Genomic DNA, 11668 nt, shown 5'->3' with positions numbered 1-11668 from the left:
CCTCGAAGATGTCTTCGTGCCGGACGAGAATCTGCTGCCCAACGCCTCCGGCCTCGGCGGGCCGTTCGGCTGTCTGAACCGGGCGCGTTACGGCATTTCCTGGGGCGCGCTGGGCGCCGCCGAATTCTGCTGGCACGCGGCCCGGCAATATACCCTGGATCGCAAGCAGTTCGGCCGCCCGCTGGCGCAGACCCAGCTCGTCCAGAAGAAGCTGGCCGACATGCAGACCGAGATCGCCCTCGGTCTCCAGGGTTCCCTCCGCGTCGGGCGGCTGATGGATGCGGGCAAGCTCCTGCCCGAGGCGATCTCGCTGGTGAAGCGGAACAACTGCGGCAAGTCGCTGGAGATCGCGCGCATGTCCCGCGACATGCACGGCGGCAACGGCATCTCCGGCGAATTCCATGTCATGCGCCACGTCATGAATCTCGAGACCGTGAATACCTACGAAGGCACCCACGACGTTCACGCCCTGATCCTGGGCCGGGCGCAGACGGGACTGCAGGCCTTCTTCTGATCATGAACGAGGCGCCGCTGGCCGGCCTGAAGGTCGTCGAACTCGCCCGCATCCTGGCCGGTCCCTGGGCCGGCCAGATCCTGGCCGACCTCGGCGCCGACGTGATCAAGATCGAAAAGCCGGGGGAGGGGGACGATACCCGTTCCTGGGGCCCACCCTTCGTGACCACGGCCGCGGGCGAGAGCCTGGGCGCCGCCTATTACCACGGCTGCAACCGCGGCAAGCGCTCGGTCGCCCTCGACATCGCGACGCCCGAGGGCCAGGCCGTGGTGCGCGAGCTGGTGCGCGATGCCGACGTCCTGGTCGAGAATTTCAAGGTCGGCGGCCTGGCCAAATACGGGCTCGACTACGACAGCCTGGCCAAGGTCAATCCGCGCCTGGTCTATTGCTCGATCACCGGCTTCGGCCAGGACGGGCCTTATGCGTCGCGCGCCGGCTACGACCTGATGATCCAGGGCCTCGGCGGCATCATGGACCTGACCGGCGAGGCGGAGGGGGAGCCGCAGCGGGTCGGCGTCGCCCTGGTCGATCTCTTCACCGGGGTCTATTCGGTGGTCGCGATCCAGGCGGCGCTGGCCGAACGGCAGCGCTCCGGCCTCGGCCAGCGGATCGACATGGCGCTTCTGGATACGCAGACGGCGATCCTCTCCAATCACGCCATGGCCTATCTGGTGACCGGCGAAGCGCCCCGCCGGCGCGGCAATGCCCATCCCTCGATCGTGCCCTATCAGGCCTTCGCCTGTGCCGACGGCCACCTGATCCTGGCGGTCGGCAACGACGGCCAGTTCCGCAAGGCGATGGCGGCGATCGACCTTCCGGACCTCGCCGCCGATTCCCGCTATCAGACGAATGGGGACAGGGTCGCCAACCGCGACTCGCTGATCCCCGCGATCGCCGCGCGCCTGGCCGAACTGCCGCGCGACGCGCTGCTGGCCCGATTCGAAGCCGCGGGCGTGCCGGCGGGGCCGATCAACACGGTGGCCCAGGTCTTCGCCGATCCCCAGGTGAAGCACCGCCAGATGCAACTCGAACTCGATTTCGAGGGCACCAGGATCCCGGGTGTGCGCAATCCGCTCCGCTTCTCGCGGAGTCCGCTGATCCTGGACCGCCCGGCCCCTTCCGTGGGCCAGCATACCGAGGAAGTGCTGGCGAGTCTCCGCCGGGAGCCTTGACCGAGGTCAAGGCGGCGCGACCTTCGGGCGCCCACCCTGTAAGGGAGGGGCGATGGTTCCGCCGCGCGTAAGCGCAAACCGTGCGGCATGACCGAACACGGGAGAACAATAATGACCAAGATTTCTTACGGCCTGATCGGTTCGCTGATCCTGGGGCTCGCCGTCGCGACGCCGGCCCTGGCTCGCGGCCCTGGCGGTGGCGGCGGTGGCGGCTGGGGCATGCTCGGCGGTAGCTGCCCGATGATGGGCATGATGGGCGGCCCCGGTATGATGGGCGGCGGCGGCGGCTGGGGCGGAGGTCCCGGCATGATGGGTGGCGGTGGCGGTGGCTGGGGCGGCGGTCCCGGCATGATGGGTGGCCAGGGGCAGGGCCCTGGCATGATGGGCGGCCCGGGCATGATGGGCGGCAATGTCGATGCCCTGGTCGATGCCCGGCTGGTCTATCTCAAGGGCACGCTCGGCATCACGGCGGAGCAGGGAAAGGTCTGGGAGGCCTATGCCGCGGCAGTGAAGGGCCGGATCGCCACCATGCAGGGCAATCGTGCCGGCATGATGGATGCGATCCAGAACGGCAGTGCCCTCGACCGGCTGGACGTCCGGATCGCGGCCATGCAGGCGATGCTCGATGCCATGAAGGCGACCCGGGACGCCACAGCAGGCCTCTACAACGCCCTGAGCGACGAACAGAAGCCGATCGCCGACCAATTGATCGGTAACGACTGCGGCGCCATGTGAGGCGCCCGCCCATCCCTCGCCCCGGAAGGGGCGGGGGATGGGGGTGTCACAGGCAAAGAAAAAGGGCGGCCCGAAGGCCGCCCTCGATCTTGTCCCCCTTGCGGGCGATCAGCGCGAATAGAACTCGACGACGAGGTTCGGTTCCATCTGCACCGGATAGGGCACGTCCGACAGGTTGGGCACGCGGACGTAGGTCGCCTTGTTGCCGTCGAACGAGAGATAGTCCGGGATTTCGCGCTCGGCCGAGGCCAGCGCTTCCATCACCAGGGCCATTTCCTTGGCGCGGGCGGTCAGCTCGATCACGTCGCCGACCTTCACCTGATAGGAGGCGATGTTGACGCGGCGACCGTTCACCTTCACGTGGCCGTGGTTCACGAGCTGGCGGGCGGAGAACACGGTCGGCACGAACTTCAGGCGGTAAACGACGGCGTCGAGGCGACGCTCCAGCAGGCCGACCAGGTTCTCACCGGTGTCGCCCTTGCAGCGCACGGCTTCCGCATAGAGGTTGCGGAACTGCCGTTCCGTGATGTTGCCGTAGTAGCCCTTGAGCTTCTGCTTGGCGACCATCTGGGTGCCGAAGTCGGAAACCTTGCCCTTGCGGCGCTGGCCGTGCTGGCCAGGGCCGTATTCGCGCTTGTTGACCGGGCTCTTGGGACGACCCCAGAGGTTTTCGCCCAGACGACGGTTGATCTTGTACTTCGCTTGAACGCGCTTGCTCATGTTTCCGTAGCCGCCAGCTCTTCCGCAGTTTCGCGTCCCGCACCGGGCGGGTAGGATCCATAAAACGACGAGCCGGGATGTTCCCCACCCCGGCGTAGGTCGCGCACTATAGAGCGGCAGACCCAAATGTCAAACCCGTTTCAACGGTGCGAGATCCATTGAACGGCACGGGCACCGCGGTGGCCCCGGGGAACGGTCCGTGCCCCCGAGAGGCGCACTGCGCGGCCGTTTTCCGGGCACCAAGAGACCTGCTCTCGCTCAGGCGAACGCCATCTCAAGTGGTGCCGTCGGGCTGCCGTCCGTAGTCCGGATTCCGATTCCCGGGACCGGCCGTCTTGCGATCGAACTCCGGCCGGCTGCAAGCTGGTCGGCGCGGGGGCTGTCGGTTCGGCCGTTCCTGGCACGGCGGCGGATGGCGGCAGGGGGCCGAGCCGCCACCCGCAGGCACGCTGCTGCTGATCGGCTGGCACGGGCCCGGGCGCGGTCGATTGGGGGCGCGCCGCCGGCCGTGCGGGCGATCCTGACGCAGGCGCCGGCCGCGCGCTTCTGCCTGACCTTTCTGGACCCCGCCCGCCCGCGGCGCCTGCTCTCGACCAGCCCGCCTGGGGCTACCAGGCGCAAGTCGCTCTATTGTCGCCGCCGGACGTGGTCCCGCCGGTCGACGCCGGGACGGTCGCGGCACTGCTGACGGACGACTGGATCGGCGCCGCGGCGGCCCTGTCAGAGAAAGGCGCGGCGGGCGCCCTAGCCGACGCCGATGTCGCCGGCCTGTGGCTGGCGGAGGGCCGGGTGGCAGAGGATCCGCTCGAAATCATCGAGGCGGCCACCCGAAGCCACGGCCTGCCCCCGACGATCGCCGGCGAAGATCGCTTCGCCGATCTCTTGTCGGGCGCATAACGCCGCAGGGCCTGTCGACGCCAAAGGTGGATTGACAGGCACAAATGCCGACACTATGTTCCCGGCCTCGTCGCGACGATCCCGCTGGGGGATAGTTTAGCGGTAGAACCCCGGACTCTGACTCCGGTAGCTCTGGTTCGAATCCAGGTCCCCCAGCCAATCGCCTCTACAGGTCGCGCCGTCTCACCGAAAATCCCGTACAGGGCCCTGTGCCCGGCGCCACAGATGGATGGCGAGGACGAGCATCCACGCGACCATCAGGATGGCGCCCGCGGGCAGGGTGAAGAGCATCAGCCAGCCGGCAACCAGCATGTCATAGAGCAGCGGGCCGGCGTCCACGCCGAGAATCGGGCAGGGATGCGGGTTGCCTTCGTTCAGGATGCAGCCCTGGAAATCGGCGATCCAGGCAGCAGTGAAGACGGAAGCGAGCGGCATCAGGGTGAAGACCGCGATGGCGACGAGCGCCCCGCCATAGGCCAGGGCCAGCCTGCGCCCGCTCCATGCCGGTGGTTTGGCCATCTCGCGCCCCGGCTGCCGTTTCAGTCGGTGAAGGCGAAGACGCTGGCGTCATAGACGAGACCGATCTCCTCGCCCCCCGGCGCCGTCACGCGGAGCGCCGTCCACTCTTCCTCGGCTTCCGGCCCATTGTCGATCACCGAGACATTGCCGAGTTGCAGCGGCCGATAGCGCCCGGCCGGCGCCGGGACACAGTTCCCGCCGGAGAGCGCCCGCAGCAGCGCGGCACGCAGGGCTTGCGGTTCCTTCTCGTACAGATGGGCCTTCTCGACGATCGAGACGACAAAAGTCGCCGCCTCGTAGCTCGGGCAGCGATAGCCGCGGTGATAGTTGCCGTGGGGCTTGCCGGTCAGTTCGATCATACCGTCCAGCGCGTGGCCCGGCGCCGCCACCCATGCCGCGAGCGGATCCTTCGCGTCTTCCGTTGCGCCTGACGGGGGATCGAAGGTCGCCAGCGTAAAGCCGCGATCGCCGGTGACCGTCATCACGCCGCCGTCGCAGCGGCGAAGGAAATGCTCGTAACTGTGCGTGGTCTCGGTCTGTTGCAACTCGGGCCGGAACTTGCCGTTGTGGAACCAGAGGGTCGAATCATAGAGCGCCGTGGCGCCGTCGACCCGCTCGACGCCCTTGGTCTCGAGGGCGACTTCCCGCGTGTCGCCATTGGCGTCGACGGTTCTGGGCGTCACCTGCTTGCGGTCTTCCGCAGCGGCGAGGTCGAGCGCCGCGGCGCAGGCCTGAGGCGACTCGAAGGTCCTGGTTTCCGGCGGGACCGGCAATTGCCCGCTGGCTTCCGCCGGCAGCGCCAGATGCAGGGCTGCCGCCCAGGCCGTGGCCAGGGCGGCGCCGAGTTTCGCTGTCTCCATGACACCCCGCTCCCGAATGATCGCCCCTGTTGTCGCTGCCGACGAGGGCAGCGGTCAACGACGGGCGGCGTACCGGTACGCCTTCGGGAGCGATGCGCGGGCGTTCAGCGACGGGACGCGCCGACCAGCTTCCAGAGGCCGGGCACCAGCAGGGCGGCGAGGGCGAGCTTCAGGGCGTCGCCGATCAGATAGGGGGTCAGGCCCCAGGCGATCGTCTGTTCCCAGGGCGTGGCGAAGCGGGTCGCATCGAACAGGCCGCCGGCCACCAGGTGATGCAGCCAGAGCAGGCCGGGGACATAGATCAGCACATTGCCGACCAGCAGGGTGAGCGCCATGCCGGCGATGCTGCGGTCGAAGCCGCGGCGGGCGGCATGGCCGAGTGCCAGCGCCGCCACCACCCAGCCGGCCAGATAACCGCCGGTGCCGCCCAGCATGTAGGCGAGCCCGTTGTTGCTCGCCGAGGACCCGGCGAAGACGTCGAAACCGAGGGCACCGATCGCCAGATAGCCGAGGATGGTGGCAAGGCCCAGCCGGGGCCCGTAGGCGACCCCGATGGTGAGTACGGCGAAGGTGCCGAGGGTGACCGGCACCGGCGATGGCCACATCGGCACGCCGATCTTGGCGGCGAGGCTGAGGGCCACGATGCCGAGCACGGCGAGGCCGAGGCGCCGGGCCTGCAGCATCGCCCCTTCGGCCGGCCAGGCCGCTTCGGCGAGCACGGGTCTGATGGCGGTATCGGTCATTACTGATCCTCCTGAACGAACGCTTGCGCTTCCGGCGCGGCGGCCGGCCCTCAGGCGGTCTTTTCCGCCTTCAGGCCCAGCCGGTCCTCGACCGCGCGGCGCATGATGAATTTCTGCACCTTGCCGGTCACGGTCATCGGGAACTCTGCCACGAATTCGACATAGCGGGGGATCTTGTGGTGCGCGATCTTCCCGCGGCAGAAATCGCGGAGGTCATCGGCCGTCATCGCCTCGCCGGATCGCAGCACGACCCAGGCGCAGAGTTCCTCGCCATATTTCGAATCGGCGACGCCGAAGATCTGCACCGCCTGGATCTTCGGATGGGTGAAGAGGAATTCCTCGATCTCGCGGGGATAGAGGTTCTCGCCGCCCCGGATCACCATGTCCTTGATGCGGCCGACGATGTTGCAATAGCCCTCGTCGTCGATCGTGGCGAGGTCGCCGGTGTGCATCCAGCCGGCGGCATCGACCACCTCGGCCGATTTCTCGGCATCGTCCCAATAGCCGAGCATGACCGAATAACCGCGGGTGCAGAGTTCGCCCGCCTGGCCGCGCGGCACGACGCGGCCTTCGGTATCGACGATCTTCACCTCGAGGTGGGGATGGATGCGGCCGACGGTGGAGACGCGGCGTTCCTCGGGGTCGTCGGTGGCGCTCTGGAAGCTCACCGGGCTGGTCTCGGTCATGCCGTAGGCGATGGTGACGTCGCGCATGTTCATGCGGGAGGTGACCTTGCGCATCACCTCGATCGGGCAGGGCGAGCCGGCCATGATGCCGGTGCGGAGCGAGCCGAGATCGAAGCTGGCGAAATCCGGATGGTCCAGCTCGGCGATGAACATGGTCGGCACGCCGTAGAGCGCGGTGCATTTCTCGGCCTGGACGGTCGCCAGCGCCGCCGCCGGGTCGAAGCCCTCGCCCGGATAGACCATGGCGGCGCCATGGGTGACGCAGGCGAGGTTACCCATCACCATGCCGAAGCAATGGTAGAGCGGTACCGGGATGCAGACCCGGTCGGCCGCGGTCAGGCGCAGCGCGCGGCCGACGAAATAGCCGTTGTTCAGGATATTGTGGTGGGTCAGCGTGACGCCCTTGGGCGAACCCGTGGTGCCGCTGGTGAACTGGATGTTGATCGGGTCGTCGAACTGGAGTTCGCCCGAAAGGGCCGCCAGCGCCTCGCGCTCGGCCGCCCCGCCGAGGCCGGCGACGTCGTCGAAGGCGATCGTGCCCTCGACCTTCGGCCCGCCGATCTGGATCACGATGCGGAGCCTGGGCAGGCGCCCTGCCGCGAGCTTGCCGGGGACTGCCGTGGCCAATTCGGGGGCCAGGGTCTGGACCATGGCCATGTAATCGCTGGTCTTGAAGGCGGTCGCGGTGACCAGGGCGGTGCAGCCGACCTTGTTCAGGGCGAATTCCAGCTCGGACAGGCGATAGGCCGGGTTGATGGTGACCAGGATCAGGCCGGCCTTGGCGGCGGCGAATTGGGTCAGGGTCCATTCGGCGCGGTTGAGCGACCAGATGCCGATCCGGTCGCCGCGCTGGAGCCCCAAGGCGAGCAGGCCGGCCGCGAAGGCGTCGGCGCGATCCCGCAGCTCGGCCCAGGTCCAGCGGATGTCCTGCGACGGTGAGACCAGGGCTTCCTGGCCGCCCCAGGCGGCCGCGGCATGGTCGAGGGCCTGGCCGATGGTGCGGCCGAGCAGGGGGACGTCGGAAATGCCGGAAACATAGCTCGCTGTGGTCTCAGCCATTTTTTCCTCCCGAGAGCTTGTTCTTTCTGACGGCGGCCTAGCCCGAAGTCGCCGCGATGTGATCCGTCATGAAGGCTTCCGCCCGTTCGAGGGCGGCGAGGTCGAGCCCGGTATCCCAGCCCTCCGCCGCCAGCCTGCGGGCGAGCGCCAGGGTCGAGACATTGCCCTTGGCGCCCGGGGCATAGGGGCAGCCGCCCAACCCGCCGATGGCGCTGTCGAAGGTGCGGATGCCGTAACCGAGCGCGACCGCGACATTGTCGAGGGCGCGGCCGCCGGTGTCGTGGAAATGACCGGCCAGGCTCTCCGGCGCGATCGAACGGGTGAGCGAGGCGAGCAGAAGATCGACCGTTTCCGGCGTGGCGCGGCCGATGGTGTCGCCGAGGGAGACTTCGTAGCAGCCCATGGCGAGCAGGTCGGCGGTGACCCGGGTGACCGCCGCGGGCGCCACCGGCCCGTCATAGGGGCATTCGACCACGCAGGAGACATAGCCGCGCAGCGGCACGCCGGCCGCCCAGGCCGCCTCCGCCACCGGGGCGAAGCGCGCCAGGCTCTCGGCGATCGAGCAGTTGATGTTCTTCCGGCTGAAGCCTTCGGAGGCGGAAGCGAAGATCGCCACCTCGTCGGCGACGGCCGCCATGGCCGCCTCGAAACCGCGCAGGTTCGGGGTCAACACGGCATAGCGGATGCCGGGCGCCCGCCGTATGCCGGCCATCACGTCGGCGGCATCGGCCATCTGCGGCACCCATTTGGGCGAGACGAAACTGATCGCCTCGATCCGCGTCAGGCCGGTTTCGGACAGGAGGTCGATCAGGGCGATCTTGTCCGCGGTCGGCACGAAGCCGGCCTCGTTCTGCAAGCCGTCGCGCGGGCCGACTTCGTAGATGGTGACGGGCTCAGACAAGGCTGTCCTCCACCGCTGCGCCTTCGGCCGCCTGCGGGGCGAAATCGACCAGCAGGGTGCCGTCGTCGACCGTATCGCCCACCTTGCAATGCACGGCCTCGACCACGCCGTCGGCGGCGGCGCGCAGGCTGTGCTCCATCTTCATCGCCTCCATGACGACCAGGATGTCGCCCTTGGCGACCGTGCTGCCCGCCGTCACGGGGACCGAGCGCACGACGCCGGTCATGGGCGCCACGATCCGGTTTTCCGCCGCCCCGCCGGTCCGTTCGATCGCCAGCGGGTCGATCAGGGCGAAATCGGTGATCCTGCCGCCCAGCAGCACGGAGACCGCGTCGCCGACATGGGCCACTTTGGCGTCGAGGTTGCGCCCGCCCTGGCGTGCCCGCAAGCCGTCCGCGCTGCAAGAGACCGCCTCGAAGACGGTGGAACGTCCGCCGTCCTCGACCGCGATCCGGCCGGGGCCGAGCAGGCGAAGGTCGCGCGCGACGAGGTCGCCGCCCGAGACGAATTCGATCCGCACCGTCCCGGTATCCCACAGGCGGAAGCCGAACTGCGGCCGTGCCGGGTCGAGGTCGAGCGCCGTCATCGCCGCGAACAGGATGGCGGCATCGTCCGGCGGGGCGACGTGGGTCAGCGCCTCCTGCTTCCGCCCGATCAGGCCGGTGTCCATCCGCCCCTCGGCGAAATCGGCGTCGCGGCAGAGCGCCTGGAGGAAGCCGAGGTTGGTCGCGGTGCCGGCGACATGGGTCGCGGCCAGGGCCTGGCGCAGGCGGGACAGCGCCTCCGCCCGGCTCGGGCCTTGGGCCGTGAGCTTGGCGATCATGGGATCGTAATGGGCACTGATGCGGTCGCCGGCGCGGACGCCGGTGTCGATCCGGGCGCCATCGGGGAAGGCGACGTGGAGCAGGGGGCCGGGGGCGGGCAGGAAGCCCTTGGCCGGATCCTCGGCATAGAGGCGGGCTTCGAAGGCGTGGCCGTTCAGGGGGATCTCGTCCTGCGCCAGCGGCAGCGGCTCGCCCGCGGCGACGCGGAGCTGCCATTCGACGAGGTCGAGGCCGGTGATCGCCTCGGTCACCGGATGCTCGACCTGAAGCCGCGTGTTCATCTCCATGAACCAGAAGCCGTCGGGGCGGAGCGGGCCGGAACCGTCGACGATGAATTCGATCGTGCCGGCATTGTGATAGGCGACCGCCTTGGCGGCCTTGACCGCCGCCGCGGTCATGGCGGCGCGCACCTCGGCGGTCATGCCGGGGGCGGGGGCTTCCTCGATCACCTTCTGGTGGCGGCGCTGCAGGGAACAGTCGCGCTCGTAGAGGTGCACGACATTACCGAAGCGGTCGCCGAAGACCTGGACCTCGATATGGCGCGGGCTGGTCACATAGCGCTCGATCAGCACGGCGCCGTCGCCGAAACTGGCGCGGCCCTCGCGCTGGGCGCCTTCCAGCGCGGCGGCGAAATCGGCCGGCTTCTCGACCAGCCTCATACCTTTACCGCCGCCGCCCGCGCGCGCCTTGATCAGCACGGGATAGCCGATCTTGTCCGCCTCGGCGGCCAGGAAGCCGGCATCCTGCCGCTCGCCGTGATAGCCGGGCACGACCGGAACGCCGGCCTCGACCATCAGCGCCTTGGCCGCGTCCTTGAGCCCCATGGCGCGGATCGAGGCGGGCGAGGGGCCGATGAAGGTGAGGCCGGCCGCTTCGACCGCTTCGACGAAGCCGGGATTCTCGGACAGGAAGCCGTAGCCCGGGTGGATCGCCTCCGCCCCCGTGGCCAGTGCCGCTTCGATGATGCGCTCGCCCTTGAGATAACTCTCGGCCGCCGGGGCCGGGCCGATGTACACGGCCTCGTCGGCCAGCGCCCGGTGGCGGGCGTCGCGGTCGGCATCCGAATAGACGGCGACGGTACCGATGCCCATGCGGCGCGCGGTGTCGATCACCCGGCAGGCGATTTCGCCCCGGTTGGCGATCAGGATCTTCTGGAACATCCGCCCCTCCTCACATGCGGAACACGCCGAAGCGCGTTTCCTCGATGGGCGCATTCAGCGCCGCGCGGAGCGACAGGGCGACCACGTCGCGGGTCTGGCGCGGGTCGATGATGCCGTCGTCCCACAACCGCGCCGAGGCATAGAGCGGGTGCGACTGGGTTTCGAACTGGTCGATCACGGGCTGCTTGAGGGCGGCCTCTTCTTCCGCACTCCAACTGCCGCCGCGGGCTTCGACGGCGGCGCGCCGCACGGTCGCCAGAACGCCGGCCGCCTGTTCGCCGCCCATGACCGAGATCCGGGCATTGGGCCACATCCACAGGAAGCGCGGGCCATAGGCGCGGCCGCACATGCCGTAATTGCCGGCCCCGAAGGAGCCGCCGACGATCACGGTGACCTTGGGCACCGCCGCGGTCGAGACCGCATTGACCAGCTTGGCGCCGTCGCGCGCGATGCCGCCCGCCTCGTATTTCGAGCCGACCATGAAACCGGTGATGTTCTGCAGGAACAGGAGCGGGATCTTGCGCTGGCAGCAGAGGCCGATGAAATGGGCGCCCTTCTGCGAGCTTTCGGAAAACAGCACGCCGTTGTTGCCGAGGATGCCCACGGGAATGCCGTCGATATGGGCGAAGCCGCAGACCAGCGTGGTGCCGAAGCGCTCCTTGAATTCCTCGAAGTCGGAGCCGTCGACGATCCGCCCGATCACTTCGCGGATGTCGTAGGGCGTGCGGGCATCGGCCGGCACCACGCCCAGGATCTCTTCCGGGTCCATGGCCGGCGGCACGGACGGACGGAGCGGAATCGCCGGTGCGGGGGGCTGGCCCAGGTTGCGTACCGCCTGGCGGGCCAGGGCGATGGCATGGGCATCGTTTTCCGCCAGA

At 68.8% G+C, this 11668-nt stretch carries 12 protein-coding genes and 1 tRNA gene; 5 read left to right on the top strand and 8 right to left on the bottom strand.

The features are described from left to right. From WC493_RS18910 to WC493_RS18900, 3 genes are all read left to right on the top strand, one after another. Positions 1-514, top strand: a 514-nt coding sequence (locus WC493_RS18910; RefSeq protein ID WP_373067341.1) for an acyl-CoA dehydrogenase family protein, incomplete at its 5' end; no start/stop codon positions are given. A gap of 2 nt (positions 515-516) precedes the next feature. Continuing rightward, positions 517-1686, top strand: coding sequence for a CaiB/BaiF CoA transferase family protein (locus WC493_RS18905; RefSeq protein WP_373067339.1), 1170 nt, complete (start codon positions 517-519; stop codon positions 1684-1686). A 111-nt stretch (positions 1687-1797) separates the two neighbouring features. Then, positions 1798-2421, top strand: a complete 624-nt coding sequence (locus WC493_RS18900; protein ID WP_373067337.1) for a Spy/CpxP family protein refolding chaperone — start codon at positions 1798-1800, stop codon at positions 2419-2421. 108 nt (positions 2422-2529) lie between these two features. Here WC493_RS18900 and rpsD read toward each other — a convergent pair whose 3' ends face one another. Beyond that, a complete protein-coding gene (gene rpsD, locus WC493_RS18895) occupies positions 2530-3141 on the bottom strand; it encodes a 30S ribosomal protein S4 (protein ID WP_373067334.1) in 612 nt (203 codons plus the stop codon). 630 nt (positions 3142-3771) lie between these two features. Here rpsD and WC493_RS18890 point away from each other — a divergent pair. Both WC493_RS18890 and WC493_RS18885 read left to right on the top strand, forming a co-directional pair. Continuing rightward, positions 3772-4038: a hypothetical protein gene (locus tag WC493_RS18890; protein ID WP_373067332.1), complete on the top strand. Its 267-nt coding sequence runs from the start codon at positions 3772-3774 to the stop codon at positions 4036-4038. A gap of 85 nt (positions 4039-4123) precedes the next feature. Further along, positions 4124-4197 (top strand) — tRNA-Gln (locus WC493_RS18885). Positions 4198-4221: 24 nt separating this feature from the next. Here the strand turns inward: WC493_RS18885 and WC493_RS18880 are convergent. The 7 genes from WC493_RS18880 to WC493_RS18850 all read right to left on the bottom strand — a co-directional run. Beyond that, a complete protein-coding gene (locus WC493_RS18880) occupies positions 4222-4557 on the bottom strand; it encodes a hypothetical protein (RefSeq protein WP_373067329.1) in 336 nt (111 codons plus the stop codon). Between the two features lie 20 nt (positions 4558-4577). Next, positions 4578-5417 (bottom strand): hypothetical protein, encoded by an 840-nt coding sequence (locus tag WC493_RS18875; protein ID WP_373067327.1) that lies wholly within the window; start codon positions 5415-5417, stop codon positions 4578-4580. A gap of 104 nt (positions 5418-5521) precedes the next feature. After that, positions 5522-6160, bottom strand: a complete 639-nt coding sequence (locus tag WC493_RS18870; protein WP_373067325.1) for a biotin transporter BioY — start codon at positions 6158-6160, stop codon at positions 5522-5524. Between the two features lie 50 nt (positions 6161-6210). Beyond that, positions 6211-7905, bottom strand: a complete 1695-nt coding sequence (locus WC493_RS18865) for an AMP-binding protein (protein ID WP_373067322.1) — start codon at positions 7903-7905, stop codon at positions 6211-6213. Positions 7906-7942: 37 nt separating this feature from the next. Further along, positions 7943-8806: a hydroxymethylglutaryl-CoA lyase gene (locus WC493_RS18860; protein ID WP_373067320.1), complete on the bottom strand. Its 864-nt coding sequence runs from the start codon at positions 8804-8806 to the stop codon at positions 7943-7945. Beyond that, the gene (locus WC493_RS18855) at positions 8799-10790 is read right to left on the bottom strand and encodes a biotin carboxylase N-terminal domain-containing protein (RefSeq protein WP_373067318.1); all 1992 of its coding nucleotides are present in this window, start codon (positions 10788-10790) and stop codon (positions 8799-8801) included. Before WC493_RS18855 ends, WC493_RS18860 begins: the two co-directional genes overlap by 8 nt. Positions 10791-10800: 10 nt before the next feature. Beyond that, the coding region (locus WC493_RS18850) for a carboxyl transferase domain-containing protein (protein WP_373067315.1) at positions 10801-11668 on the bottom strand (868 nt) is incomplete at its 5' end.

It is taken from the genome of Zavarzinia sp. (assembly GCF_041650655.1).
Lineage (GTDB): Bacteria > Pseudomonadota > Alphaproteobacteria > Zavarziniales > Zavarziniaceae > Zavarzinia.
The sequence above is the reverse complement of the archived record's forward strand: the minus strand, read 5'-3'. Positions and strand labels throughout refer to the sequence as shown.

Coding starts and splice junctions, on each gene's coding strand:
- WC493_RS18905 (WP_373067339.1), top strand. CDS start 517: ATGAACGAGGCGCCGCTGGCCGGCCTGAAGGTCGTCGAACTCGCCCGC.
- WC493_RS18900 (WP_373067337.1), top strand. CDS start 1,798: ATGACCAAGATTTCTTACGGCCTGATCGGTTCGCTGATCCTGGGGCTC.
- rpsD (WP_373067334.1), bottom strand. CDS start 3,141: ATGAGCAAGCGCGTTCAAGCGAAGTACAAGATCAACCGTCGTCTGGGC.
- WC493_RS18880 (WP_373067329.1), bottom strand. CDS start 4,557: ATGGCCAAACCACCGGCATGGAGCGGGCGCAGGCTGGCCCTGGCCTAT.
- WC493_RS18875 (WP_373067327.1), bottom strand. CDS start 5,417: ATGGAGACAGCGAAACTCGGCGCCGCCCTGGCCACGGCCTGGGCGGCA.
- WC493_RS18870 (WP_373067325.1), bottom strand. CDS start 6,160: ATGACCGATACCGCCATCAGACCCGTGCTCGCCGAAGCGGCCTGGCCG.
- WC493_RS18865 (WP_373067322.1), bottom strand. CDS start 7,905: ATGGCTGAGACCACAGCGAGCTATGTTTCCGGCATTTCCGACGTCCCC.
- WC493_RS18855 (WP_373067318.1), bottom strand. CDS start 10,790: ATGTTCCAGAAGATCCTGATCGCCAACCGGGGCGAAATCGCCTGCCGG.